Genomic DNA, 26,991 nt, shown 5'->3' on the forward strand with positions numbered 1-26,991 from the left:
TTCGGGGCGGCCCGGCGGCGAGGGGCGTTGACGGCTGGGGTGTGACGGTGTGTTATCCGAGGTAGGACCGGTTTTTGCCCGGGCCGTAGGCTGTGGTTTTCCGTCGATCCGCCCCAGACACCGCGGAGGGTGCAGATGAACGATTTCCAGGAACAGGCGAAGAACTGGCTCCGGAATGTCGTCAAGCAGAACCCGGACAAGATCAAGGCCGGCGTCGAGAAAGCCGGCGACCTGATCGACAAGCAGACCGGCGGGAAGTACGCGGACAAGGTCGACGCGGTCCAGCAGAAGGTCGGCACGTTCGTCGACAAGCAGACCACTGAGGACGCTGCGCCGGAGGCGGCGGCCGGTACGGCGAGCACGAACCAGCCGGCCGGCAGCATGCCGGACTCGGGCAGCGGTGGCGACCCCGCCGAGGAGAAGCCGGCCGAGGCGGTCAGCGACGGCCCGCAGGAAGCCGCGGCGCAGACCGGCAACCCGGACGAGTCCACGCACACCGGCAGCGGCCCCGGGGTGGTAGGCGGCGAGCCCCCGGCCCCCAACCAGGAGAGCTCCGCAGGATCCCAACCCTCGAACCAGTAGAACCAGCCGCCCCGGGCGCCGCGGGCCAAGCCCACGGCCCCCGGCCCGTGCGCCAGAAGCCGGCCGAGCCCGCGGACAGAAGCCGTACCGTGCTGCGGGTTGTCCGGCAGGACCGGCCGGTGCTTCATGTCGTGCGGCAGCACCGGCTTGTTTCCCGGCCCGTGAGGCAGGAGCTCGGCGGGCTTCGCACGTCGCGCGGTGTTGGCCGGGGCCGTAGATGGCGAGCCGCCACTCCCAACCTCGAGAGCTCCGCAGGGTCCATCCTCGGTCAGTAGAAACAGCCGGACCGCGCGTCGGTAGCCGGACGTGCTGCCGGGAGTGTGGGCAGGAGGCGGCCGGAGGCCTGAGCTGTGGGGCAGGAACCGGCCGGTGCTTCATGTCGTGCGGTAGAACCGGCGTAGTACCCCCGGCCCGTGGGGCAGGAGTTGAGGGGTGCGCCGGTCGCTGGGCGGGAGCTGGACGGTGCCCGGGCGGGTGCTTGGCGGCGGGTGCACGTCGCGTGGTGGGTGAATTGGTCTGTCTGTGCCGGGTGGCCGTTAGGGCCGGGGTGGGTGGTGGGCGGGCATGGGTTGGTTGAGCGTGGGGTTGGCGGGCACCCAGGTGTTGAGTGGGTGCACCGTGGGTTGGTGAACGCTGAGGGGCCTGGGGCGTCCGTGGGGCTAGCGGGTCACGAGTTGAGGGCTGGGTGGTTGGTGGGTTGGGGGTTGTAGACCACTGGGGTGGGTGGTGTGACGGGGGGAATGCGGCGGGTGATGGATGGGGGGTGCAGGAGTGTCCGTCTTGACCCTGTGATGGGGCGCGCCTAGCCTCGGAATCAGGAAGGGATCACTCCACCTAGACGGTGGCGGACATAGCACCGGTGGGCCGGTTGATCCGGACGGCCGGGACGAGACACGCAAACCACGCTCGACAAAGCCTTGAAGGACCGCGGCGACGCAGTAACCGCCGTCGGATAGGTAGCAGCGCAGAGCAGTCAGAGTCACCGCAGTGGTGGCTCACGGTGAGCAAACGCCGACGACGCACCGCCGTACCCACGGTGGTGCGTACAGCCGTATCTCCGCAACCGTCCGAGTGGCGAGTCCCTTCGACCGACGCCAAAGTCCCGCGTGGACTCGAAGGAGAGGGGAGACGCCGATGACCGCGATGTCTGTTGGCCTGACCCTGATCGGATTGCTGATCGCCGGACTGCTGGCGTGGATCGGCCTGACCCTCTCCCGCCGCAAGGCCGCCGAAAGCGCCGTCCAGAGCTCAGTCTCCGCGACCAATGCGCAGCTCGAGGCGGCCCACATCGCCGCCGGCGCCAAGTCCGCCGCCGAGCTGGTCCGCCGCCAGGCCGAGGAGGAGGCCGCGGTACTGCGGACCCGCGCCGAGGCGGCCGAGCAGCGTGCCGAGGAGATCCGCCGCGCCGCCGAGGACCGTGCCTCCGAGGTACGGCGGGACGCGGAGCAGCGAGCCGCCGAGCTACGGCGGGAAGCGGAGGCGGAGGCGCAGTCGATCCGCGACGACCTGCGCGAGCAGCGGCTGGAGATGGAGCGCCGCGAGCACCGGCTGACCGAGCGCGAGGAGCGGCTCGACGAGCAGCACCGCGGGATCGAGGAGCGGCAGCTCGAGCTGACCGCGCAGCTGGGCGAGCTGGACCAGCGCAAGGCAGAGATCAGGAACCTCGAGGACGAGCGCCGCCGGATCCTCGAAGGCGTCGCGAACCTGACCACCGAGCAGGCCAAGGCCGAACTGGTCGCCTCGATCGAGGCCGAGGCGAAGCGGCATGCGCACACGATCGTCCGCGACATCGAGCGGCAGGCGCTGGACGAGGGCGAGGTCAAGGCCCGCAAGATCATCACCGGCGCGGTGCAGCGGCTGGCGTCCGAGCAGACCAGCGAGTCAGTGGTCTCCGTCGTACACCTGCCGAGCGACGACATGAAGGGCCGGATCATCGGCCGCGAGGGCCGGAACATCCGGTCGTTCGAGCAGACCACCGGCGTGAACCTGATCATCGACGACACCCCGGAAGCCGTGCTGCTGTCGTGCTTCGACCCGGTCCGGCGGGAAACCGCGCGGCTGACGCTGGACTCGCTGGTGCTCGACGGCCGGATCCACCCGAGCCGGATCGAGGAGATCTACGAGCGCAGCAAGGGTGAGGTCGCCGAGCTGTGCGAGCGGGCGGCCGAGGACGCGATGGCGGAGGTCGGCATCACCGACCTGCACCCGGAGCTGGTGCGGACGATGGGTCTGCTCCGCTACCGCACGTCGTACGGGCAGAACGTGCTGAAGCACCTGGTCGAGTCCGCACACATCGCCGGGATGATGGCGTCCGAGCTCGGGCTGGATCCGAAGCTGTGCAAGCGTGGGGCGTTCCTGCACGACATCGGGAAGGCGCTCACGCACGAGTCCGAGGGCAGCCACGCGATCGTCGGCGCCGAGCTGGCCCGCAAGTACGGCGAGCCCGACGACGTCGTGCACTGCATCGAGGCGCACCACAACGAGGTCGAGGTGCGGACGGTCGAGGCCGTGCTGACCCAGGCCGCGGACGCGGTGAGCGGCGGCCGGCCGGGCGCGCGGCGGGAGTCGCTGGAGGCGTACGTGCAGCGGCTCGAGCGGCTCGAGGAGATCGCGATGCACCACGACGGCGTGGAGAAGGTGTTCGCGATGCAGGCCGGCCGGGAGATCCGGGTGATGGTCCTGCCGGACGCCGTCGACGACATCGCCGCGCAGGTGATGGCGCGCGACATCGCCAAGCAGGTCGAGGAGGAGCTCACGTACCCCGGTCAGATCCGGGTCACCGTCGTCCGCGAGTCGAGAGCGACCGAGGTCGCCAAGTAGACCGAAGCGGCCGAGTAGACCGAGGTCGCCAAGTAGACCGAGGGGCCCAGGTCGGCCGTCGTACCATTGCCTTAAGCAACGGTCACCAGGTCCAGAGGGGCATCTCCCGCAGCGGGTGCAGCTCCTGGTCGGACCTGGCGTTCGAGTTCTGCATCGCCACCTGGGAGCCGAACTCGGCATGCGAGTCCCAGGCGGCACGGAAGCGTTCGTCCGTCGGTAGGCCCGCCTTGTCGGCGGCAGCGATCATCAGTTCGACGAACCGCGCCCGCTGGGCCTCGGCGATGCCGAGCCCGCGGTGGGTCGCGACGATGTGGTCGAACCCGCCCAGCTCCTCGGTGTAGCGGGCCGGGCCGCCGAAGACCTCGCCCATGAACGCGGTCAGGTGGTCGACGTGCTCCGGCCGGCCCGCGCCGAAGAGCGGCTTCAGCATCGGGTCCGCCAGCACCGACGAGTAGAAGATGTCGACCGCGCGACGCAGGGCGTCGTCCCCGCCGAGGTGCTCGTAGATCGTCGGCTCCGTCACCGTTACATGATTACATCGCTCCGTCCGCAGCGGAAGAGGCGTACTTCGCCCGCCACTCCGGCGGGTCGAACGGGGCGCCGTAGATGCGGGTCTCGCGCGCGATCCGGCCCGCGCGGAACTCCACCATGTTGGCGACGTAGTAGATGTCGCCGCCGTAGTCGGACCGGCCGAGGACGACGAAGTGGTCGCCCTCGCCGGTGATCCGGAGGATCTGGATCGACGGCGGAGCGGGGTACTCGCGCTGCATCGCGCGCATCCGGTCGCGGCCGGCGATGCGTTCGCCGGACTGCGGCATCTCCAGCACGTAGTCGTCGGTACGGAGCTCGTGCTCGGCCTCGGCGGACAGCGTCAGGGTGCCGTCGGTGGACCAGAGCCGCTCGAGCGTCTCTCGGTTGGTGTCCATGGGATTGACGGTTGCACGCGAGCTTCAAGCAGCCTTAAAGGCGGTCCCGTTCCTCGCGGAGGTGGGTCGGGGTGACGTCGATGGTCTCGCCGGCGACCTTCTGCGGGGGAGTGGTGTTGTACTGCTTCTCGACCTGGGGGTCGATCAGAGGCTTGCCGTGCCGTCGGCGCGGGTTGGCCAGACGGTAGGACATCCAGATGCCGGCGATTCCGCCGAGCATGATGATGATCCCGAGGGCGGTCAGGTTCAGCGTGTCGGACGTGTCCCGCACCGCGAACGCGATGATCGCGCCGAAAACCACGAGTGCGATGCCTGCTCCGATCCGCATACCTGCTCCTTTCGAACACTGGGAGTAACCATTCTCACCCCCTGTGCCCAAAGTGGGCGGCAGGTAATCAGCGGAACGCGGCGTGCCCGGTCAGCGCCTGGCCGATCACCAGCTGGTGCACCTCGGACGTGCCCTCGTACGTGAGCACCGACTCCAGGTTGTTGGCATGCCGCATGATCGGATACTCGCCGCTGATCCCGTTCGCGGCCAGGATCGTGCGGCACTCGCGGGCGATCGCGATCGCCTCGCGGACGTTGTTCAGCTTGCCGACCGAGACCTGCTCCGGCCGCAGCGTGCCCTTCTCCTTCAGCCGGCCGAGGTGGACGGCGAGCAGGGTGCCCTTGTTCAGCTCGACGGCCATGTCGGCCAGCTTCGCCTGGGTCAGCTGGTACGCCGCCAGCGGCTTGTCGAACACGAGCCGCTCACCGGCGTACCCGATCGCGGTCTCCAGGCAGTCCCGCGCCGCGCCCATCGCGCCGAAGATGATCCCGAACCGCGCCTCGTTCAGGCAGCCGAGCGGACCGGACAGGCCGCGCGCCTCCGGCAGCATCGCCGTACCGGGCAGCCGGACGTCCTCGAACACCAGCTCCGACGTGACGGAGGCCCGCAGCGACAGCTTCTGCTTGATCTCCGGCGCCGAGAACCCGGGCGTCGAGGTCGGTACGACGAAGCCGCGGACGCCGTCGTCGGTGCGCGCCCAGACCACCGCGACGTCGGCGACCGAGCCGTTGGTGATCCACATCTTCGAGCCGTTCAGGATCCAGTCGTCGCCGTCGCGCCGGGCGTTGGTCCGCATCCCGGCCGGGTTGGACCCGAAGTCGGGCTCGGTCAGCCCGAAGCAGCCGATCGCCTCGCCCGCGGACATCCGGGGGAGCCATTCGGTCTTCTGCTCCTCGCTGCCGTACTTCCAGATCGCGTACATCGCCAGCGACCCCTGCACGGACACCAGCGACCGCATCCCCGAGTCCGCCGCCTCGATCTCCAGACAGGCCAGCCCGTACGCCACCGGCCCGAGCCCGGCGCACCCGTACCCCGTCAGATGCATCCCTAGGAACCCGAGCGCGCCCAGCTCCTTGGCGAGCTCCCGCGCCGGGATCGACGCCGCTTCGAACCACTCCGGCAGGGACGGCCGCAGCTGCTCGTCCGCGAACCGCCGCGCCGCCGCCCGGACATCGACCTCCTCCTCGGTGAGCAGGGAGTCGACGTCCAGAAGATCCACCGAAGCACTCATACCCGAACGCTAGCCGCTGTGCGCCCCAGAGGGCTCACTTGCGGTACCAGGGCCACCACCAGTGGCGCTTGCGTGGGTGCCGTACGACGATGCTGCCGTGGCGGGCTTCGCCGGTGACGCGGAGGCGGACGCCGCCGGACCGGGGCGGTACGGCCTTGTTCTTAGCGGCGCTGTGGACCATGTCGACCTGGTCGATGTCGACGCTCCAGCCTTCCGGGATGATCATCACCACGGAGCTGTGGACTGCATGCGCGTCGACCGTGATCTCGGTCCAGTGCACCACCGCGTCGGTGAAGTCGAGCTTGACCGACGAGTGCTCCGCGACCGCAGTCAGCTTCTCGGGCACGGTCCACGCACCCTCACGCTTCTGCGCGCTGTGCCGGGCCCGGAGCGTGAGCTCCTGCGAGCTGCCGTGCGACACCGGGACCAGGTCCGCGGTCGCGTTCCGCAGCTCGAGCTGGGTCTTCGCGGTGTAGATCAGGGTCAGCCGCTCGTCGAGTTCCTGGAAGTCCAGCCGCCCGTCGGTGTGCGCTTCCTGGACCACGGCGGCGGCACGCTCACGGTCGTTGTCGGATGCCCGGGGACCAGGCGGCGGCTGCTCCAGACTCATGCGGCGGCTGCTCCAGACTCATGGAGCCAAAGGTAGCGTCAACTCAGCGTCAACTCAGCGCCAAATCAGGCCGCCAGATCGAGAAAGCGGCCGAACACCGTCGACCACGTCCGCTCCAGTTCGTCGGCGTAGCGGTCCGCGTCTTCGAACACTGCCGCAGGCTCGAACCCCATGGTCTGCAGTCGCTCCACGTCCCACCGCCGGACCCTGTCTGCGGCCGCCTCCGGGTGGAACTGCACACCCCACGTCTGACCGATCCGCAGCATCTGGACCGGGCACCGCTCGCTGGACATCACCAGTACGGCGTCGTCGGGCAGCCGGGTGATCTGGTCCTGGTGACTCTCCACCGCTCGCACCGACGACCCCAGCCCAACCAGCAACGGGTCCTCGGCCACCACGCTCAGCGAGGTGACCCCCTTCTCCGGCAGCCCGTAAGCACCGCGCACCTCCCCGCCGAAGGTGTGCGCCACGAGCTGACCGCCGAGGCAGATCCCCAGCACCGGCACGCGGCCGTGCGCGGCGCGCAGTAGCTCCCGCTCAGCCGGCAACCACGGGGAGCGTTCGTCCTCGTCCGGGAGCATCCCGCCACCGAGTAGAACCAGCGCTGCATAGCCATCGATGGTCGGGGGTATCTCTTCACCGTCCCACGCCCGGACGACGGTCGCCGCGGTACCACGCTGGTCCAGCCAGTCGAGCAGTCGCCCAGGTCCGCTACTGACGTCGTTCTCGATGATCAGCACGCTCACCGGGACAAGGTACGCGGCACACCGGTCCCGTCGTACCGGAGTCCTGATTCCGGGATACTGGTCCACTGGGGGGTGCCGATGGAGCCGACCAGTGGATTCGTGCGGGCAGTCGTGGGCGACGTCGCCTTCATCTTCGGCAAGGGCCTGGTGAGCGCGTACCTGTTGGCCCGCAGTACCGGCCTGCAGCGACCCCAGCTCGACCTGCTCGTGCGGTCGCCCGGCCAGTACGTGCCGTTGTCCGTCCCGCCCGGCACGGTCCCGGCCGTAGATCGCCTGACCGGCATGGACGACGTACGTCCGGCACCGATGCTCACCGTGGAGTTCACGCCGGGCGACACCGGCGCCGAGGCACACCTGACTGCCAACAACCCGGTCCTGATCACCATCACCGACATCAGCCACGAGGAGTACGACGCCCTGATCCTGACGACCGCACTGGGCGCCGCGGCGTACGCGCAGCTCCCACCGGGGTACTACCACGTGTCCGCGGTCGTGCTGGACGAGTACGGCGACCTGCTGCAGGCGTACGGCGCGCAGCACAACCTGTATGTGGCCAAGGGCGACGACCTGATCGTCTCGTTGCCGATCAAGACCGGTGGCGTGGCCGAGATCGCCAAGGCACTCGGGGACGCCCCGCAGCCGATCCTGATCGGTCCGGACGCGGACGTCGTACCGCTGCTCGATCTCGTCCGGATCGGCCGCGCACCGGACTGCGACCTGATCCTGGACCGGCAGGAGGTGAGCCGGCATCACGCGGAACTGCTCCGGATCGACGCGTCCAGTTACGAGCTGCGCGACCTCGGCTCGACCAACGGGACGCTGGTGAACGGCGTACCGATCGAGGTCGCGATGGTCGGCGACGGCGACGAACTCCGGCTCGGGGCACTGGCGTACCGCTTGTACCTGGGGCAACCGGCCGCCTGAGCGCACCGGGATCGTCACGATGGGTACACACCTGGAAGAATGGCCGGCGTGAACCAGCGCAGCGTCGTCATCCTCGGTTCGACCGGCAGCGTCGGTACGCAGGCGCTCGAGCTGATCGGGCGCAACCGGGACCGCTTCCGGGTGCTCGCGCTTTCCGCCGGCGGCGACAACGTCGGGCTGCTCGCCGAGCAGGCGCTGGAGTTCGACGTCGAGGTGGTGGCGGTCTCCAAGGCGACCGTGGCCCAGGACCTGCAGCTCGCGTTCTACGCGGAGGCGCAGCGCAAGGGTTACGCGCAGGGCGAGTTCCGGATCCCGAAGATCGTCACCGGCCCGGACGCCTCCAGCGAGCTCGCGGCGATGCCGTGCGACACGGTCCTGAACGCGATCACCGGCTCGGTCGGGCTGCGGCCGACGCTCGCCGCGCTGGACGCCGGTACGACGCTGGCCCTCGCGAACAAGGAGTCGCTGGTCATCGGCGGCCCGATCGTCACCCGGCTGGCCAAGCCGGGCCAGATCGTGCCGGTCGACTCCGAGCACAGCGCGATCGCCCAGTGCCTGCGCAGCGGTACGGCGGACGAGGTACGGCGGCTCGTGGTGACCGCGAGTGGTGGCCCGTTCCGGGGCCGGACGCGGGCCGAGATGACCGATGTCACACCCGAGCAGGCGATGAACCACCCGACCTGGGACATGGGCCCGGTGATCACGATCAACTCGGCCAACCTGGTCAACAAGGGCCTCGAGGTGATCGAGGCGCACCTGCTCTACGGGCTGCCGATGAGCCGGATCGAGGTGGTCGTGCACCCGCAGTCGATCGTGCACTCGATGGTCGAGTTCGTCGACGGCTCGACCGTGGCGCAGGCCTCGCCGCCCGACATGGTGCTGCCGATCGCGCTCGCGCTCGGCTGGCCCGACCGGATTCCGGACGCCGCGGCGGCGTGTGACTGGACCCAAGCGAGCAGTTGGGTGTTCGAGCCGCTCGACAACGAGGCGTTTCCGGCCGTCCAGCTCGCCCGGGAGGCGGGGGAGCGCGGCGGGACGGCGCCGGCGGTGTTCAACGCGGCGAACGAGGTCTGCGTCCAGGCGTTCCGGGACGGCCGGCTGCCGTTCCTGGCGATCGTCGACACAGTGGCCCAGGTGCTGACCGAACACGACGTACCCTCGTATGAGGAACTGTCCGTCGACGACGTGCTCGCCGCGGACGAGTGGGCCCGAACCCGAGCCCGTGAGATCACCGGCCTACAGGAGACCAAAACGGCATGACCGCGCTTCTCACCATCCTCGGCATCGTGCTCTTCGTGCTCGGGATCCTGATCTCGGTGGCGTTGCACGAGCTCGGCCACATGCTGCCCGCCAAGGCCTTCGGGATGAAGGTGACGCAGTTCTTCGTCGGCTTCGGCCGGACCGTCTGGTCGGTCAAGCGCGGCGAGACCGAGTTCGGGCTCAAGGCGATCCCGGCCGGCGGCTTCGTCCGGATCATCGGGATGATGCCGCCCGCGAAGGGCGCGGACCCGACCAAGGTCCGCAAGGCCAACACCGGCCCGATCCAGTCGATGGTCGAGAACGCGCGGACCGCGGACTACGAGACGGTCGCGCCCGAGGACGACGGCCGGCTCTTCTACCAGAAGGTGTGGTGGAAGAAGCTGATCGTGATGGCGTCCGGGCCGCTGGTCAACGTGGTGATCGCGACGGTGCTGTTCGGCGGGCTCTTCATGCTGTACGGCGCCAACGTCGCGCAGACCACGGTGGCGACCGTCACGGACTGCGTCGTACCGGCCTCGCAGGCTACCGCCGACCGCAAGTGCACCGACACCGACAAGGTCTCGCCGGCCAAGCAGGCCGGCTTCCAGGTCGGCGACAGGATCGTGTCCTTCAACGGCACGCAGATCTCCAGCTGGGACCAGCTCACCCCGCTGATCCGGGCGAACACCGACAAGCCCGCGACGATCGTTGTCGAGCGCAACGGTCACGAGCAGACCCTGAGGACGAGCACGATCGTCAACCAGGTCCGCGACGACGCCGGGTCGGACAAGTTCGTCTCGGTCGGCTTCCTCGGCGTCTCGCCGGAGATGCGGGTCGAGCGGCAGGGACCGGGGTACGTCGTCGACAAGATGGGCGAGCTGACCGTCGCCACCGTGAAGGCGATCGGCAACTTCCCGCAGAAGCTGGTCGGCGTCGCGAAGTCGATCGTCGGCGGCGACCGCGACGAGGACAGCCCGATGAGCGTCGTCGGCGCCAGCCGGGTGGCCGGCGAGATCGCGTCGAACCAGTCGCTGACCGGCGGTGAGCGGGTCGCCTTCCTGGTCTCGCTGCTCGCGTCGCTGAACCTGTTCCTCGCCCTGTTCAACTTCATCCCGCTGCTGCCGCTCGACGGCGGGCACATGATCGGCGCGATCTGGGAAGGCATCCGGCGCGGCCTGGCCAAGTTGTTCGGCCGGCCCGACCCCGGGTACGTCGACGTCGCCAAGCTGCTCCCGGTCGCGTACGTCGCGGCCAGCGTGATCGTGGTGATGGGCGTGCTGCTCGTCATCGCCGACATCGTGAACCCGATCCGGCTCTTCAACGGCTGAACACCCCGAACCGACAGTCAAAGGAATCATGAGCATCAACCTGGGCATGCCCGCGCTGCCGCCACCCACCCTCGCTCCGCGCCGCAAGACCCGCCAGATCAAGGTGGGCAGTGTGCTGGTCGGCGGGGACGCGCCGGTCTCGGTGCAGTCGATGACCACGACGCCGACCAACGACGTGAACAAGACGCTGCAGCAGATCGCCGAGCTGACCGCGGCCGGGTGCGACATCGTCCGGGTCGCCTGCCCGCGACAGGAGGACGCCGACGCGCTGGCGGAGATCGCGCGGCACTCGCAGATCCCGGTGATCGCGGACATCCACTTCCAGCCGGGGTACGTGTTCGCCGCGATCGAGGCCGGCTGCGCCGCGGTCCGGGTGAACCCGGGGAACATCCGCAAGTTCGACGACCAGGTCAAGGAGATCGCGCAGGCGGCCAAGGACCACGGCACGTCGCTGCGGATCGGCGTGAACGCCGGGTCGCTGGACAAGCGGCTGCTGGAGAAGTACGGCAAGGCGACGCCGGAGGCGCTGGTCGAGTCCGCGGTCTGGGAGGCGTCGCTGTTCGAGGAGCACGACTTCCACGACTTCAAGATCTCGGTCAAGCACAACGACCCGGTCGTGATGGTGCAGGCGTACGAAATGCTGGCCGAGCGGGGTGACTGGCCGCTGCACCTCGGCGTGACCGAGGCCGGGCCGGCGTTCCAGGGCACGATCAAGTCGTCGGTCGCCTTCGGCGCGCTGCTGTCGAAGGGCATCGGGGACACGATCCGGGTCTCGCTGTCCGCGCCGCCGGTCGAGGAGGTCAAGGTCGGTCTGCAGATCCTGCAGTCGCTGAACCTCCGCGAGCGCAAGCTCGAGATCGTCTCCTGCCCGTCCTGCGGGCGCGCCCAGGTGGACGTCTACACCTTGGCCGAGCAGGTCACCGCCGGTCTCGAGGGGATGGAGGTCCCGCTCCGGGTCGCCGTCATGGGCTGCGTCGTGAACGGCCCGGGTGAGGCTCGCGAGGCCGACCTGGGCGTTGCATCCGGCAACGGCAAGGGGCAGATCTTCGTCAAGGGCGAGGTGATCAAGACCGTCCCCGAGTCGGCCATCGTCGAGACCCTGATCGAAGAGGCCATGCGCATCGCCGAGCAGATGGAAGCGGCCGAGCCCGGCGAGCCCACCGTCTCCGTCGGGTGACCGATTACCTGGTAGTCAGCGCAGTCCCCGGCGAAGCCCGCTACGTCCCCGAGGGCATCCCGGTGCTGATCACCGGGGCGGGAAAGACGGCGGCGGCAGTGGCGGTCAGCCGAGCGCTGGCCGGTGGCGACATCTCCGATCTGGTGGTCCTGAACGTCGGGACCACCGGCGCGTTGCGCGACGGCCTGGCTGGGCTCTACCTCCCGAGCGTGGTGATCAACCACGACCTCAACGCGGATGCCATTCGTGCGATCGGGCTGGACCCGCAGGAGGAGCTACCCGTCGACGGCGGCGACGGGACCGTCCTCGCGTCCGGCGATGTGTTCGTCACGGATCCGGCCGTGCGGGCTCGGTTGGCGGAGCGGGCGCACCTGGTCGACATGGAGGCGTACGGCGTTGTCTACGCGTGCCGCGAGTTCGGCGTACCGGTGCGAGTTGTGAAGCACGTCTCCGACTCGGCCGACGAAGCAGCTCTTGACTGGCCTGCGCTGGTGGACGCCAGCGCCAAGATCCTCGGCGAATGGGTCACCGCCAACACCCCCTGAACCATCTGGACGCGAGGGTGGGTGGCGGCCTAGCGTCGGGGGCTCAACTCACTGGAGGTCGGGATGTCGGTTCTGGGTGGGCTGCTGGCGGCGTTGGCGGACGGGTCGGTAGAGATTGTCGATCTGACGTCGCCGTTGTCGGCGCAGACGCCGGTGATTCAGTTGCCGCCGGAGTTCGGGCAGACGGCGTCGTTCGCGTTGCAGGAGATCAGCCGGTACGACGACCGTGGGCCGGCCTGGTACTGGAACAACTTCACCACCGGTGAGCACACGGGGACGCATTTCGACGCGCCCAATCACTGGGTGACCGGCAAGGATCTCGACGATGTGGCGTCGGTGCCGGCGCGGCGGTTGATCGCGCCGGCCGTGGTGCTCGACTTCACCGCTGAGGTGGCTGAAGACCCGGACTTCCTGGTGGAGGTCGAGCACCTCAAGGACGTGCCGTTGCCGGAGGGTGGGTGGTTGTTCGTCCGCACCGGCTGGAGCGCCCGGTCGCACTCGCAGGAGACGTTCCTCAACGCCGACGAGAACGGGCCGCACACGCCGGGCCTGTCCCCGGAGTGCGCGCGGTGGGTCGCGCAAGATACGCCGGTCCTCGGCCTCGGCGTGGAGACCGTCGGTACCGACGCCGGCAAGGCGCACTCGTTCGACCCGCCGTTCCCGTGCCACTCCTACCTGATGGGCAGCGACAAGTACGGCCTGACGCAGCTGCAGAACCTCGACCGGCTGCCTCCGACCGGTGCCGTCGTCATCGCTGGACCGCTGCCGATCGTCAGCGGTTCCGGCGCCCCCGCACGCGTGCTCGCGCTGGTCGAACGCCGGTGAACGTCGCGGCCGCCGTCGGCCAGGCCCTGGCCGCCGCGGGGGTCCGCCAGGTGTTCGGCGTGGTCGGCTCGGGCAACTTCCACCTGACCAACGCGATGGTGGCCGCCGGCGCGCGCTTCGTCGCCGCGCGGCACGAGGGCGGTGCCGCCACGATGGCCGACGCGTACGCGCGGATGAGCGGGACGGTCGCGGCACTGTCGGTCCATCAGGGGTGCGGGCTGACCAACGCGATGACCGGCATCGCGGAGGCGGCGAAGAGCCGGACGCCGATGATCGTGGTCGCGGCGGAAGCCTCCGAACCGCGGTCGAACTTCTACGTCGACCAGGACGCTCTCGCCCGCTCGGTCGGTGCCCTGCCGCTGCGGATCACCTCGGCGGACACAGCCGTCGCGGAGGCGTCAAAGGCCGTGGCGACAGCCGCGCACGAGCGCCGGACGGTCCTGCTCAACGTCCCGCTGTCCCTTCAGCCGCTGGAAGCGCCCGAGGGGACACTCGACGCAGCACCGGTGCCCGAGCGGGAGCCGGTGTTGCCCGAGGCCGGTGCGGTCGCTGCGCTGGCGGACCTGCTCCGGCGGGCGGAGCGGCCGGTGTTCGTTGCTGGGCGTGGAGCGCGTGGAGCTCGACAGGCCCTCGAAGCGTTGGCCGAACGCTGCGGTGCGCTGCTCGCGACCTCGGCCGTTGCGCACGGGCTGTTCAATGGCAACCCCTGGTCGCTGGGCATCTCCGGCGGCTTCGCCTCACCTCGCACCGCCCAGCTGATCCGCGGCGCCGACCTCATCGTCGGCTGGGGTTGCGCCCTGAACATGTGGACGATGCGCCACGGCCAGCTGATCGCCCCCGACGCAACCGTCGTACAGGTCGACGACGACGCGGCTGCACTCGGCGCCCACCGCGAGATCCAGCTCGGCGTCACTGGGGACGTGGGGCTGACCGCCGCGCTGGTCCTCGGTGAGCAGCGGAGGGGGTACCGCACGACCGACCCAGGCAGCGTCCGCTGGCGGGACGTCGGGTACGACGACATGAGCACAGCTGACCGGATCGACCCCCGCACCCTGAGCATCGCGCTCGACGACCTGCTGCCGGCCGAGCGCGTCATCGCCGTCGATTCCGGCAACTTCATGGGCTACCCGAGCGCCTACCTCGAGGTGCCGGACGAGAACGGCCTGTGCTTCACCCAGGCCTTCCAGTCCGTCGGGCTGGGGCTCGCCACCGCGATCGGCGCCGCGCTCGCCCGACCGGACCGCCTGCCGGTCGCGGCGCTCGGCGACGGCGGCGCTCTGATGAGCGCCGCCGAGCTGGACACCGTACGCCGACTGGGCCTGCCGATGCTCGTTGTCGTCTACAACGACGAGGCGTACGGCGCCGAGGTGCACCACTTCACCGGATACCCGCTCGACACGGTCACGTTCCCGCCGACGGACATCGCGGCGATCGGCCGCGGTTACGGCTTCGAGGCTGCGACCGTGCGGACCGTCGCCGACCTGGATGCCGTCCGCGACTGGCTGCACGGGCCGCGCTCCAAGCCCCTGCTGCTGGACGCGAAGGTGGTCTCCGACCAGCCGTCGTGGTGGCTCGAGGAGGCGTTCCGCGGCCACTGATGATCCGCTGACTATCCTGGCTTGACCTTGACCCTGGGGGCAGGGTTTAGCGTCAGGTGAAGGAGGCGGGATGCGGATCAGCGATCTGGCGGCCGAGGCCGGTGTGACGGTCAAGGCTGTCCGGTACTACGAGTCGCAGGGGCTGCTCAAGCCGCGCCGGGAGGCCAACGGCTACCGGACGTACGACGCGGACGACGTACACGTGGTGCGCGAGGTGAAGGCGTTGCTGAGCCTCGGGCTGACCGCGGAGCAGACGTGCCCGTTCATCGAGTGCCTGCGCGCCGGGAACGAACGGGCCGACGTGTGCCCGGCGTCGTTGACGGCGTACCGGACCCGGATCGCGGAGGTGGATCGGCGGATCGCCGAGCTCACCGACCTGCGGGCGCGGCTGACCGACCTCCTGACCGATGCCGAGAGCTGGAGGACGAAGCAACTATGACTGATCTGCTGACCGTCGACGAGACCACCTTCGACGAGGTGGTACTGCGGTCCGAGAAGCCCGTGCTGGTGGACTTCTGGGCCGAGTGGTGCCCGCCCTGCCACCAGCTCGCGCCGGTGCTCGCCCAGATCGCCGCCGAACGCAGGGACCAGCTGACCGTGGTCAAGCTGAACTCCGACGAGAACCCGGTCGTCTCCGCGCGCTACCGGGTGATGGCGATGCCGACGCTGATCCTGTTCCACCGCGGCGAGATGATCTGGGCCGTCGTCGGCGCGCGGCCGAAGGCGCGGCTGCAGAAGGAGCTCGACGACGCCCTGCTGGCCGCAGTCTGACGCCGATTACAACGCCGTCTGCTGGTGGAAGACGAGCTTCCACTCGCCGGCGGCGTTGTTCCACACACTGGTCGCGTACGACGGCAGCTCGACCTCGGCACCGTTGACGAGCGCCACCACGTCGACCTTGTAACTGACAATCGCCGTGTGCTCGTCGACCACGACCACCCGCTCCTCGGACCGATCGGTCTTCAGGAACGGGTTGCGATTCGCCTGGATACCGGCCACGGTCGCCGCCTTGCCCATCACGCCGTATTTGCTCACCACAACCGCGTCGTCGCGCAGATTCCGCGCGTAGAACCCACCTTCCCCCTCTCGGTTCGCCTGCCACATCTGACCCTCGAGCTCGAGCAGCTCCTCGCGTATCGCCATACCGATCCCTCCCTGGTCGAGGGTCCGACCATAAGCAGCTCAAGAGCCGGATGCGCAAGCCTTTCTCACCGTTGCTGGAAGGTCCAGCGCTGACACGGGCCACCGTGGTAGAACCACTGGATGACCTCCTCGTGCGTGCTCGTTCCGCAGCCGGCCACGTCGAGCGAGTAGCCGGTGCCGACCTGCAGCACGCTGTACGTCCCGCCGGGGCTCGGTTCGATCCGCCACAGCTGGCACTCGGAATCGTTGCTCGTCCAGATCGTCACCGGTGCTGTCGGCTGCCGCGAGCAACCCTGGACGTCGAGCGCCTTGGACGAGTGCGGGTCGACGACCTTGTAGACGTCGTCGCCCTGGCTCACGAGCTGCCACGACTCGCACTGGCTGCCGGCGACGTCGTCCCAGATCCGGACGTTGCTGCCGTCCTCGGTATGGCAGTCCTGGATGTCCAGGACGCCGTTCGCGTTGGTCGCCGGGTTCGTCCGGTACCGTCCGGCGCCGTTCGCACCCACGGGCGTCGGGTTGAACGTCGGCCGCAGGATCCACTGCTGGTTCGATCCCTGCCCGCATGACTCCTGCTGCACGGGTGCGAGGTCGGCCGGCGACGCGTCGACGATCGACAGGCACTTCCCGCTGTGTGCCAGCTTGAGCTGTACGACGGTGTCGTAGCTGGCGCCGTCCACGTACGACACCGTGAACTGCTGGTTCGCAGTCGGCTCGCCACTGCCGTTGCCGCACGGCCACTGGATCAGCTGACCGCCGTCGACCATGCTCCAGTTGTCCATGTCCGCGCATTTCATCGGCCCGGCGCCAACCGCGGTGTGCACCGGACGCAGCGAGTACTGCTCGGTGCCGGCGATCGGGTCGACGTGGAAGCGGGCGTTCATGTCGAGCGGCAGGCACTGGTACTGGACGTACTTCGCCCGATCGTCGACGCTCGAGTCCTGGACGTTCAGGCACTTGCCGCTGTTGCGGTTCACCAGCTCGTACTCGCGGTGCTCGATGTCGAACTTCGGTCCCGTGACTGCGTCGAGCTCGCCCTGCCAGCCGAGCACCTTGTCGGCAAACGCCGTACCGCTGGAGGTGAAGCTGAACAGCTGCCGGTCGACAGGTGCCGTGCCGCCGGCGTACAGGACGGCGGCGTCGTCCTTGCCGTCCGCGTTGTAGTCGCCGGTGGTCAGCGTCGCCTTCGACAGATCGAGGTCGACCGTCCTGCGCCACCAGGTCGACGGGGTCAGCGCCGTCCCGGTGGAACGGAACACGGTCAGACCCGCGTCGGTCTGCGACCCCGAGACGCCGTACTCGTACAGTGCGACGATGTCGTCCTTGCCGTCACCGTCGACATCCGCCACGGCCGGACGGCTCTTCTCCCAGCAGAACCCGCCGGCGCCGGAGTCGTAGATGGTCTGCGCAGCCGCGAAGGCGCTCCCCGTCGAGCGGTAGAGCTCGACCGTCGTCCTGCAGCCGCTCAGGTTCCGCATGCTGAGCAGGTCGAGCTTGTGGTCGCCGTCGACGTCCGCCAGCAACGGAGTGCTGGCCGGCCACGGGTTGCCGGTCGCCGCGGTCGCCCAGATCGACGGGTGCGCCAGGTCGGCGCCTCGGAACACCTGAGCGCTCCAGTTGGTGCTGCCGGCGTTCTGGACGACCAGGTCGTCCTTGCCGTCCCCGTCGACGTCGCCGCCGATCATCCGCGCGGTGCTGAGCGGGTACCGGACCGCGTCGCTCGCATTGGTCCAAACGGCGGGCGGTGAGTCGTACCGATTGCCGTCCGAGATCAGCTTGTACAGGTAGTTGGTCCGGCCCGCCCCCTCCCGGAAGAGCGCCAGGTCGGTGCGGCCGTCGCCGTCGAGGTCGGCCTGCACCGGCCGGGTCCGGTACAGGTTGAACCCGGAGCCCTCCCGGCTGTCCCAGCCGATGTACCCGGGGTAGTAGGTGCTGTCGCGACGGGAATCGAAGTTCCACACCGTGGTCCGGCCGTAGCCCTGGTCGACCACCGCGCTGATGTCGGCGCGGCCGTCGCCGTTGACGTCGTTCCGGACGTGCGTGACCGCCGGAGGAGCGTCGTCAAGCGCCTGCAGGCTCCACTGCTTGAACTTGTCGCTGAGGTTGCCGGCCCGGTCGACTGCCTTCACGAACAGCGTGGCCGCCGGGATGTGCGTGACCGGGTCGGTGGTGAGGGTGACGGGGATCGACGCGGTGCCGTTGACCGCCTTGACCCGCATCGTCATCTTGTCCTGCGCGTACCCGAACAGGAACTCGGCCACGTCGGTGTCCGCCGCGCTGCCGATCTTGAACGTCACCGTGCCGGCGGTGCGGATCTGCAGCACCGGTTCACCGTTCGGGAAGTCGGTGGACTGCACGACCGGCGTGGCCGGTTTGACGGTATCGGCGAGGAACCAGCAGTTGGGGGTGTCCGGGCTGGTGGCCTGCCCGTCCCGGGTGTTCGCGAAGTACCGGTACGGCGTGTTCGCGGCCAGCGTCCCGGCCGGCACCTCCGGCCAGGAGAACGCGGCGCCGCTCACGGTCGGGCCGACATCCGCGGTCCAGACCTGGACACCGGCCGCGTCGGTGATGGTGAGCTTGCTGGTCACGTTGTCGCCGGCGTCGGGGTCGTTCGCGATCGCGCCGAACTGCGGCTGCAGGGTCGCGATCGCGGTCGGCGCGCCCTGCGTGCCACAGGGCAGCGGCCGGACGAAGTTCAGGTTCTTCGGGGTCCGCGGCGGGGTGTTGTAGGTGATCGAGATGGTCGCGGTGTTCGGGAGGAACTTCTTCCACTGCCACTTGTCGGCCTCGTTCGCGGCCCGCAGGCCGAAGGACACCTGGGTGCGGCGCGCGTCGGCGACGCCCTGGATGATGCCCTTCAGCGTGTCGTTGCTGAACTCGATCGGGTTGTCCTCGTTCCACGGGTAGGCCTCACCGTTGGCGGTGGCAACGTTCTGCCTCCAGTAGCCCTCCTGGTTGCCCCAGTTCACGACGTCGGTGGTGTGCAGGTCGTTCAGCCACCACAGCTGCACGGGTCGGGGCGTACCGTCCGGGGACTTGTTGATCGTGATCCGGAAGGTGGCGCTGATGATCTGGCTGCCCGCGATGGTCTGGGCGCCGCTGGTGGTGTTCAGCAGGAACATCGACCGGTACTTGTTGGCCGGGTCGTCGTAGATGGCGCCCATCTTGGCGCCTTCGTCGTTGCGGTCGTAGGTCCAGCCCTGGTCGCTGCCGGACATCTTGGTGCTGACGTGCAGCCAGTTGACCAGGCCGCCACCGATCTGCGGGTCGATCAGCACCGGGTACTTCGTCGCCGGGCCGGCCAGCACCCGCTGGTCCGGGGTGAGCGCCATCGTCGAGCCGGCGATGCGCAGCCCGAGCCGTGCCGTCCGGTGCGCGGCGTCCCACATCGTCGGCGGGGGAGCGGAGAAGACGGTCTCGCCCTTGGTGCCCTTGGCAACCGTCGTGCCGTCCGCGCGGACGCTCAGCCGGAGCGAGTCGCCGCTGATCGAGTACCGCACTGTGCGCAGCGCGGGGTTGCGCGCGGCGTCCCGGTTCTTGACCACCAGCAGGTGCGAGAAGTCGGTGATCCCGACGACGATCCGCAGGTCGACGCCCGGCAGCACCTCGGGGTACGTTGCCGTGTCACCCGCGAGCCGCGGCGCCGGCAGGGTGCCCGGCCACCCGAGCCGCAGCTGCTGCCCGGGCTTCCCGATCGTCAGCAGGTGCGACGACCCGCCGCCCGCCAGCACGATCGGCGTGACCGCGGCCTTCGCCCGCACGGTCCCGTCGGCCGCGCGCACCAACGTGGCATCCGGTGCGACCCATCCGTCCGCGTGGCGCACCCGCACCGGCAGCGCGTGCTGCTCCATCGTCTTGGTGCCGTCGGGGTTGGCGTACACCTCCCCGGTCTCGGACCGCATGCCCTCAACCTCGACCCGCCGGCCCTGCTGCCGGGCCGCGGCCTGGGCCCTGCCCATCGGTGTGCTGTCCACGGATGCCGGCGCGGCGGCCGCGGCAGCGTCCCGGGTCGCGACACCGGGCGCGGCGGTACTCAGCACCGGGACCGCCATCGAGACCAGCAACCCGGCGACCGCGACCATGATCTTGACCCGACCGAACCTCATCCTCATCACCTCACACTGAAGGAACCGTGCAGGGCCGGACACCGTTTCGAGCAAGCTCGAAACGGTGTCCGGGATGGTGCGTTACTGCCCTTGCCGGAACAGGAACTCGCGCGCCACCAGGCGCGTCTGCTCCCAGCGCGGATCGGTCCGCAGGCCCTCGGCGCGCCACGTCTGCTCGGTGCGCGTCTCGGTCAGGTCGTCCAGCAACTGCTCGAGCCGGGCGACCAGCTCGAGCTCGGCCGGCGTGAAGCCGAGCCGTTCGCCGAGCGCCGTCGCGTCGTCGAGGTCGAGCGCCAGCTCGTCGGCCAGGTCACCCACGCCGATCCCGGCCAGGTAGGCGAGTTGGTCGTCGGCCGGCAGCGCCAGCCTGGCGATCGACCGCAGCAGCTGGATCAACTGCCTGTTCTCCGCGTTCATCCGTTCGTTTCCTCGATCACTGGCCGGCCGGGAAGCGTTCGGTGCCGGTCTTGCCGCTGGACACCTTCCAGTACGGATCGGGCCCGTGGTGGCCGCCGCCCGGGTGGTACTGAATGTACCGGTCGGTCAACCCGGTGCCCTGCTCATTGAGCTCGTTGGCCTTGTACCCCTTGCCGGCCTGGCTGCCCTTGGTCAGCGCGCCCTCCCGGAAGTTGCCGCTCTTCTGCACCAGTCCCTTCACCTCGTCGAGAGTCTTACCGGAGATCTTCGCCGGACTGGCGAAGATCTCCTCGACGTCCTTGAGGCCCTTCTCGGCCTTGACGAACTTCTGGACGCCGGAGGCGATCATCTCCACGCGTTTGACGCCGGCGGCGATCCGCATGCCGAGCATGACGCCCTTGGCCGCCCAGAAGACCGCGGTGCCGACTCCGCCGGTGATCGCGGTGATGGCCACCTGAAGGGCCACTTCCGCGACTATTTCCAGGATCATCTTGCGGTTCTCGTAGATCCATCTGCCCGCCTTCTCGGCGGCCGCCTTCACCCCGTGGGCGACCGCCTTGGCCGTGTTCAGGGCGAACTTGGCGGCCTTCTTCAACGAGCCGACCGGGTCCTTGCGGATCTCGTTGACCTTCTTGGCCACCTTGATCGCGACCTTCACCGCGGTCTTGACCACCGTCTTGACGATCTTCTCGATCTTCTTGACGATCTCGGCCGGGTGCGTGACGTAGAACTTGACGGCCGAGAACGTCTCGTCGAAGCGGTCCTTGACGTAGTTGATCACCGGGGTGACGACCTGGATCGTCTCCTTGACGGTCTCGACGATCCGGTTGGTGACCGTGGTCGCGACCGTCTTGATGCTGTCGACGATGCTGGTGAACCAGGACATCCCGTCCGGGTCGCTGAACGTGATCGGGTTGTTGTTGCCATACTCGAAGGCGTTCAGCGACTGTGGATCCTCCGGTGTCATCTTCGGGTCGACCGAGATGAACTTGCCGATCGCCGGGTCGTACTCCCGGGCCCCGAGATGTACCAGCCCGGTCGACGGGTCGTTGGTGCCGCCAACGAATCCGCGCTGGCCCGGCCAGCTGGCCGGAGCGGTGCCCCGGGCGTTGCCGTACGGGTCCTCGCGGCGGCGCTGCACGGTCTGGACCGCGTCGTCGGCGATCGCCGTGGTCGACGTGCCGTGGTGGTCGGCGCCGAGCCAGGTCAGTTTGCCCTGGGTCCGGACGGCCACGGTCTTGCCGCCGAAGTCGTAGTACCGCGTGCCTTCCGCTGCGGAGGCACCTGGCTTCAACAGCAGTTCGGTGTTGCCGAGGTAGAGCGTCGTTCCGGTGTTGTCCCGGCGGATCAACCGCTCACCGTTGGCGTCGTACAGGTAGGAGGTGTCCTGGGTTCCGTTGGTGACCTTGCTCAGCCGGCCCTCGATGTCCCAGGCATAGTTCTCCTGCGTGGCTCCGCCTACCGAGCGGGTCTTGCGTTCACCCGTGCTGTCGTAGGAGTAGGCGTCGGTCCTGCCCCCGGCCGGCATCCCAGTGCCGGAGGTGACGACGCTCTGGACGGCATGCGGCTGGCCGGCGCCGGCCGCGGGATAGTTGTACGTCGCCGTGGTGGAGCCGCCAGACCAGGTCTTGGTCTCGGTCTTGCGGTTGCCGACCTTGTCGAAGGTCCAGCTCTCCCAGTACGGCGCGGGCCCGCCCAGTGCCGCTGCGGTCGGAGCCGCACTGCAGTCACCCGAGGTGTTGTCCTCCGCCGGTTGTGGCGTCCAGGCGCTCGTCATCCGGCGCAGGTAGTCGTAGTTGAAGCACTGGGTGTCGGTCTTCTCGCCGCTGGCCGCGGACGGCATGTCGTCGATCTGCTTGACGTTGCCGGCCGCGTCGTAGGTGTAGTCGACCTCACTGATCCGCCGCGGCAGTGTCTCCCGCTCGGTGGTCACGCTGGTCAGCCGGCGGGTGCCCTCCTCGTATGCGTAGCCGATCGAGACCCACTTGCCGGTGGACGATCCCATCGTGACCTTCTCGGCCTCGCCGAACGCCGTGTACGACGTGCCGCGGACGTACGTCGTGTCCGCCGACCGCATCGTGGTCGGCTGGTCCCGGTCGTCGTACTCGTAGCTGAGTGTCTCCGCGGGCAGTCCGCCCTTCCCCGGCAGCGTCTCGGTGGCGAGCTGGCCGTCGTCCTTGTATGTGCTGGAGAAGCTGTACGTACCTGCCAGCGCGCCCTCGTTCGCCGGGATGACGTACTCGTTGCCGGTGGCCCGGCCGCGGTCGTCGTACCCCGTCACCCGGTTGGTGTAGGCGTTACCGTCCTTGTCGTACCGGGTCGAGGACGTCGGCATCCCCGGCACCAGCGTGTCGTAGACCCAGTCGGCCCGCTTCGGTCCGGTCAGCGACCCTTCGTGGACCTCGGTGGTCCGGCCGAGCGCGTCGTACTTGTAGGCGAGCGTCTGCCCGGTGGCGTCGGTCTTCGTGGCCGGCCGGTCCAGCTCGTCGTAGGTGTAGGTAACGGCGCCGTGGTCGGGATCCGTCTCCTGGATCTTGCGGCCGCGGACGTCGTACTTGTACGTCCACTGGTTCCCGGCCGGGTCGGTGATCGACGCCAACTGGCCCTTGATGGTGTAGCTGTACCTGGTCGTGTCGTACGGACCCGTGGCCGAGTCGCCGGTGTACTGGCGCAGCTCGAGTACGCGGCCCTGGACGTCGGTGATCTTCGTGGTCGGCGTCTCACCGGTCGGTGGGTCGACCGTCTCGCTGTCGCCGCTGTACGAGTGCGTCGTCTGCCACAGCAGCTGGTCCTGCGACTTGACCTGTTCCTTCACCGGTCGTCCGGCCAGGTCGTACTGGGTGACCTTCTGGGTCGGCAGCTCCGTCTCGACCGGGATGATCACGTCCTCGACCGGCGGCGCGTCGTTGTAGTACGGGCCGTTCTCCTTCACCTCGAGACCGCGGCTGTCGTACACCACGTCGTTGACGATCCGCCCGCCGCGCTGCGCGGGCTCCTGCGTCTGCCGGGGCCGCATCAGGCCGTCGTACAGCTGGATCGTGGACTCGATGCTGCCGTCGGTCTGCAGCGACTTGGTGGTGACCGACATCGGCGCGTTCGCGAAGACGCCGTACGTGTACTCGACGTCCGGCGTCGCCGTGTTGTCGGCCGCCGCGGCCAGCCCGGCCACGTTCGTCCCGGCCTTGGCCATCCGCACCGCCGAGCCGGTGTGGCCGGGGTACCAGACCTTGGTGGTTCGGCCGAGCGGGTCGTAGGTCGCCTCGGTTCGCTTGCCGGCCTCGTCGGTGATCGCGACCTGCTGGCCGAACGCCGGCTCGAACTCGACGCTGGTGGTCTGGCCGTTCGGCTTGGTGGTCTGGACCTCGGTGACCGGGCCCGGACCGGCGGGCGTGAACGCCACCCGGCTCGTCTCGCCCTTCGGGTTCGTCATCTCGATCGCGCGGCCGAGCGCGTCGTACTTCGTCGTACCGGTGACTTGGTACTGCGCGGTGCCGTCGGCGTTGAATCCGGACAACCGCTCGGTCTTCGTCGGGTTGCCGTGGACCGGCGCCGCGTCCAGGGAGGTGGCGTCGTCGTAGTACGTCCGGTTGTCGCCGATCACCTGGTCCTTCGTGTACGGCTTGCCGCACGCGACGCCGACGATCAGCTCGCGCTTCGGGATCTCCTCGATGCCGGCCGCCGGGTTCTTGGTGTACTCGAACGTCGTGCAGGTGTCGTCGGCGTCGGTGGACAGGTCCTTGAGGTCGGACTTCGTGAGCTGGACACCGTCGGCGTCGTAGGTGTTGATCGACTGGCTCTTGCGCTCACCACCCCCTGCGAGTGCCTCGCTCTGCCGGTTGGCGGCCTGCTGGATCTGGTAGGCCTTGGCCGTTCCCCACGAGCGGACGCGGGTACTGGTCGGTGCGGACACCCACTGATCGGTGATCGTCCGGTCGACCTCCTGGCTGCCGTTGAACGTCCGCGTCTCGAGCGGCTGGCCGGACAGCGGTGCCTGGTCCTCGACGGTCGCACCGGTCGAGTCCTGGACCTTGACGTCCTTGAGGGTGCCGTCGGCCTTCTGGTCACCGTCCATCCCGCGGAAGAACCGGTTCTCGGTGACGAGTTGCGGCCCGCTCGGGTTGCCCTTGCGGACGATGGTGCGGTCGTAGCCTCGCCACTGGCCCCAGGTCTTCTGGCCGATCTCGACGAGACCGTCCTCGTCGTCGTGCCGCCAGGCCGGCGGGTCCGGGTACTCCACCGACGTGACCACCGGCTCGTTGCCGGAGATCCGGTCGGACTCGGTCACCTTCGTCACGACGTACTTGTGGAACCAGTCGGTGCGCTCGGTGGTCGAACCGGTCGGCGTCCACTTGGACGGATGGCAACGGCGGCCGTTGCTGTCCGGCGCGGGGACGTCGCCGGCCTTGCAGTCCGGTCCGGAGTAGTCCACGGCCAGTTCGCCGCCGGTCCCGTAGGAGACGCGGTTGACCCGCCACCACCTCATCTCGGGCAGGTTGTCGCCGACCGCGTCGACCCGGTTCGCCAGCTGGATCCCGTCCAGGTTGACCTCGGGGATCTGGATCCCGCCGGCGTTGCCGACGTGCCCGGCGTACGTGATGCCCTCGAGCCACAGCGCCCGGCTCGTGCCGTCGCCGTTGTCGGGGAACGAGTACCGCAGGTCCCAGGTGCTGACGAGGTCGTACGCCGTACCACGCGCCACGAACGTGCTGACCTTCGAGAGCTTCTTGGTGGTGAAGAAGACCGGGTTGAACTTGTTGTCGCACTTGGTGGGTGGGGTGTTGTCCGGACCGATGCACTTCTGGTCCATCGGGACGTCGGGGTAGTCGGCGGCGTTCGTGCACAGGCTGCCGTCGAGGCAGCGCTCCTTGGTGGTGAACTCGACTTTGCCGACGGCTGTGGAGGCGAAGACGGTGCCGTCGCGCTGGCCGTACTCGATCCGCGCGATGTTGCCGCCGCGGATGTAGGGGGTTGGGGCGGTGGCGGTTTGGTTGCGGCCGTAGTAGTTGGTCTCGGTGTCGTAGAACAGGCTCATGGTGTTGCCTTGGCGGTCGACGACGTAGTCGAGGTTCCATTTGTAGGTCTGCTGGCACCACGAGTCGGCGAACGCGGTGGCGTGGCACTGCTCGCCGGGGTGGTTGCCGTAGACCGGCACGGTCCAGCTCGAGTTGGTCCGTTGGGTTGTTGCGCCGGGCAACTTGTTGAGGCCGAAGTAGTACTTGGTGCCGTCCTTGGTGGTCAGTCGCCAGTACTCACCCTTCTCGGACGTGGTCCGGCCGTCGTCGCCGTTGTCGGCGCCGGAGAGCTTCTCGATCACCGAGCCGTCGTCGTTGCGTGGGTGCCAGGCCTTGGTGGCGTCGTCCTGGACGAGCTCGCCGCCTTTGCCGTTGAGCGTGAAGGTCGCGTTCTCGCCGGCCCAGCACAGGTCGCCAGTCACGTTCTTGCCGTTGTTGCCGGTGCTCTCGGTCTTCGAGCCGCAGGACGCGTAGCGTTGCTCGATCGAGCCGCCGGGCTGCATCTCGAAGCCCTGCCCGGCCCAGGACGGCTGGTTGTTGGTCGAACTGGTCCGGCCGTCCACCGAGCCGGAGCTGTAGTCGAGGCTGAGCTTCGGGGTCGGTCCGCCGTTGCTGGGTGGCACGTTCATCGGGTAGTTCCAGGCGAAGTCGCCGGACGAGCCGCCCACCTGCCAGGTCGCTGTCGGGGCGAGCTGCGACGCGCCGAAGCTCCCGGTGCCGCCGGAGGCAGCCGCCTGGACGGCGAAGGTAGAGGTGGTGGCATTGACCGGTACTTCGCCGGTCAGCGTGCCGGAGCCGTTGTTCTGGGTGGGGACAGGCTTCCCGGTGGACTGGTCGATCAGCCGCAGGCGCAGGGCCCAGTCGCCGCCGAAGCTGTCGCGGAAGTCCTCGTAACGCAGGCGAAGCGAAACCTTGCCCGCCTTCGCGACGCCGTCCGCGCGGGTCAGCTTGAGCAGCAGGCCGTCGTCGTTCCGCCGGGACAGCTCCACCTTCACCTTGGCGGGGGTGGCGTCCGCGGTCGCTGCCGTGACCGTCTGCGCGGGCGCGGAACCGACCCAGATCGGCAGTTTGCCGGCCTGGGCCTTGGTGCCGGCGGCGCGACCACCGGCCAAGAGTGTCGACCAGGCCGACGGCGCGGGGGGAACGGTCACTTCGGCGCTTCCGCCCGTCGGCCACTGCACCTTGTGGGACAAGGTTTTCGCGGCCGCGGCCTCGGCCGGATCAGCCAGTTTCGGAAGCGCCTTGAACGGCGTGGTGTGGACGGACTTCTGCTTCTGGGGTTTCCAGGCGGGGTCGTCGCGTAGTGGCGCGGCGTTGGCGGCGGGTCCCCAGAGGGTGGCGATGAGGGCGGTGGCAGTCGCGGTGGCGATTGCTGTCCGCCCGGCCCGGCGCCTTGGACGGCGGCGGGGGGAGTAGGCACTGGACATGGTGCGC

The 26,991-nt window shown here is 69.0% G+C and carries 21 protein-coding genes; 11 read left to right on the forward strand and 10 right to left on the reverse strand.

Translation table 11 applies throughout. The annotated features are described in order from the left end of the window. Window positions 1–135 precede the first annotated feature (135 nt). Window positions 136–582, forward strand: coding sequence for an Rv0909 family putative TA system antitoxin (locus tag AB0E69_RS17500; protein ID WP_360146183.1), 447 nt, complete (start codon window positions 136–138; stop codon window positions 580–582). Between the two features lie 1,134 nt (window positions 583–1,716). Then, entirely contained in the window at window positions 1,717–3,402 is a 1,686-nt protein-coding gene (gene rny, locus AB0E69_RS17505; RefSeq protein ID WP_360146186.1) for a ribonuclease Y, read from the forward strand. An 82-nt stretch (window positions 3,403–3,484) separates the two neighbouring features. Here rny and AB0E69_RS17510 read toward each other — a convergent pair whose 3' ends face one another. The 6 genes from AB0E69_RS17510 to AB0E69_RS17535 all read right to left on the reverse strand — a co-directional run bounded on the left by AB0E69_RS17510 (window position 3,485) and on the right by AB0E69_RS17535 (window position 7,243). Beyond that, on the reverse strand, window positions 3,485–3,925 hold the full coding sequence (locus AB0E69_RS17510; protein WP_360146189.1) for a group II truncated hemoglobin: 441 nt from the start codon (window positions 3,923–3,925) through the stop codon (window positions 3,485–3,487). Window positions 3,926–3,935: 10 nt separating this feature from the next. Then, complete coding sequence (locus AB0E69_RS17515; protein WP_360146192.1) at window positions 3,936–4,328, reverse strand: nuclear transport factor 2 family protein; 393 nt, start codon at window positions 4,326–4,328, stop codon at window positions 3,936–3,938. Between the two features lie 34 nt (window positions 4,329–4,362). Then, window positions 4,363–4,656, reverse strand: coding sequence for a DUF6458 family protein (locus tag AB0E69_RS17520; protein WP_360146195.1), 294 nt, complete (start codon window positions 4,654–4,656; stop codon window positions 4,363–4,365). A 67-nt stretch (window positions 4,657–4,723) separates the two neighbouring features. Next, on the reverse strand, window positions 4,724–5,887 hold the full coding sequence (locus tag AB0E69_RS17525) for an acyl-CoA dehydrogenase family protein (protein WP_360146198.1): 1,164 nt from the start codon (window positions 5,885–5,887) through the stop codon (window positions 4,724–4,726). A gap of 34 nt (window positions 5,888–5,921) precedes the next feature. After that, the gene (locus AB0E69_RS17530; RefSeq protein ID WP_360146201.1) at window positions 5,922–6,497 is read right to left on the reverse strand and encodes a DUF1707 domain-containing protein; all 576 of its coding nucleotides are present in this window, start codon (window positions 6,495–6,497) and stop codon (window positions 5,922–5,924) included. A gap of 65 nt (window positions 6,498–6,562) precedes the next feature. Beyond that, window positions 6,563–7,243, reverse strand: coding sequence for a type 1 glutamine amidotransferase (locus AB0E69_RS17535; RefSeq protein ID WP_360146204.1), 681 nt, complete (start codon window positions 7,241–7,243; stop codon window positions 6,563–6,565). A 78-nt stretch (window positions 7,244–7,321) separates the two neighbouring features. Here AB0E69_RS17535 and AB0E69_RS17540 point away from each other — a divergent pair, with 78 nt between their 5' ends. The 9 genes from AB0E69_RS17540 (at window position 7,322) to trxA (ending at window position 15,650) form a co-directional block, all read left to right on the forward strand. After that, on the forward strand, window positions 7,322–8,167 hold the full coding sequence (locus tag AB0E69_RS17540; protein ID WP_360146207.1) for an FHA domain-containing protein: 846 nt from the start codon (window positions 7,322–7,324) through the stop codon (window positions 8,165–8,167). A 39-nt stretch (window positions 8,168–8,206) separates the two neighbouring features. Next, window positions 8,207–9,427 carry a 1-deoxy-D-xylulose-5-phosphate reductoisomerase gene (gene dxr / locus AB0E69_RS17545; RefSeq protein WP_360146210.1) on the forward strand — a complete coding sequence of 407 codons (1,221 nt, stop codon included), beginning with the start codon at window positions 8,207–8,209 and terminating at the stop codon, window positions 9,425–9,427. After that, the gene (locus AB0E69_RS17550) at window positions 9,424–10,734 is read left to right on the forward strand and encodes a M50 family metallopeptidase (RefSeq protein ID WP_360146213.1); all 1,311 of its coding nucleotides are present in this window, start codon (window positions 9,424–9,426) and stop codon (window positions 10,732–10,734) included. The genes dxr and AB0E69_RS17550 overlap by 4 nt, the downstream gene beginning before the upstream one ends. 28 nt (window positions 10,735–10,762) lie before the next feature. Next, window positions 10,763–11,911, forward strand: a complete 1,149-nt coding sequence (ispG, locus tag AB0E69_RS17555; RefSeq protein WP_360146220.1) for a flavodoxin-dependent (E)-4-hydroxy-3-methylbut-2-enyl-diphosphate synthase — start codon at window positions 10,763–10,765, stop codon at window positions 11,909–11,911. Beyond that, window positions 11,908–12,456, forward strand: a complete 549-nt coding sequence (locus tag AB0E69_RS17560) for a nucleosidase (RefSeq protein ID WP_360146223.1) — start codon at window positions 11,908–11,910, stop codon at window positions 12,454–12,456. Before ispG ends, AB0E69_RS17560 begins: the two co-directional genes overlap by 4 nt. 63 nt (window positions 12,457–12,519) lie before the next feature. Beyond that, window positions 12,520–13,281: a cyclase family protein gene (locus AB0E69_RS17565; protein WP_360146226.1), complete on the forward strand. Its 762-nt coding sequence runs from the start codon at window positions 12,520–12,522 to the stop codon at window positions 13,279–13,281. Continuing rightward, the gene (locus AB0E69_RS17570) at window positions 13,278–14,879 is read left to right on the forward strand and encodes a thiamine pyrophosphate-binding protein (RefSeq protein WP_360146229.1); all 1,602 of its coding nucleotides are present in this window, start codon (window positions 13,278–13,280) and stop codon (window positions 14,877–14,879) included. The genes AB0E69_RS17565 and AB0E69_RS17570 overlap by 4 nt, the downstream gene beginning before the upstream one ends. 70 nt (window positions 14,880–14,949) lie before the next feature. Next, the gene (locus AB0E69_RS17575; RefSeq protein ID WP_360146232.1) at window positions 14,950–15,318 is read left to right on the forward strand and encodes a MerR family transcriptional regulator; all 369 of its coding nucleotides are present in this window, start codon (window positions 14,950–14,952) and stop codon (window positions 15,316–15,318) included. Continuing rightward, window positions 15,315–15,650 (forward strand): thioredoxin, encoded by a 336-nt coding sequence (gene trxA, locus AB0E69_RS17580; protein WP_360146235.1) that lies wholly within the window; start codon window positions 15,315–15,317, stop codon window positions 15,648–15,650. Before AB0E69_RS17575 ends, trxA begins: the two co-directional genes overlap by 4 nt. A 6-nt stretch (window positions 15,651–15,656) precedes the next feature. Here the strand turns inward: trxA and AB0E69_RS17585 are convergent, their stop codons facing one another. From AB0E69_RS17585 to AB0E69_RS17600, 4 genes are all read right to left on the reverse strand, one after another. After that, the gene (locus AB0E69_RS17585; protein ID WP_360146238.1) at window positions 15,657–16,022 is read right to left on the reverse strand and encodes a nuclear transport factor 2 family protein; all 366 of its coding nucleotides are present in this window, start codon (window positions 16,020–16,022) and stop codon (window positions 15,657–15,659) included. 65 nt (window positions 16,023–16,087) lie between these two features. Continuing rightward, entirely contained in the window at window positions 16,088–20,128 is a 4,041-nt protein-coding gene (locus AB0E69_RS17590; protein WP_360146241.1) for an RICIN domain-containing protein, read from the reverse strand. An 81-nt stretch (window positions 20,129–20,209) separates the two neighbouring features. Then, a complete protein-coding gene (locus AB0E69_RS17595) occupies window positions 20,210–20,545 on the reverse strand; it encodes a hypothetical protein (protein ID WP_360146244.1) in 336 nt (111 codons plus the stop codon). A gap of 16 nt (window positions 20,546–20,561) precedes the next feature. Further along, window positions 20,562–26,984 carry an RHS repeat-associated core domain-containing protein gene (locus AB0E69_RS17600; protein WP_360146247.1) on the reverse strand — a complete coding sequence of 2,141 codons (6,423 nt, stop codon included), beginning with the start codon at window positions 26,982–26,984 and terminating at the stop codon, window positions 20,562–20,564. Window positions 26,985–26,991 lie beyond the last annotated feature (7 nt).

It is taken from the genome of Kribbella sp. NPDC026611, assembly GCF_040638345.1.
In the GTDB taxonomy this organism is placed as follows: Bacteria; Actinomycetota; Actinomycetes; order Propionibacteriales; family Kribbellaceae; genus Kribbella.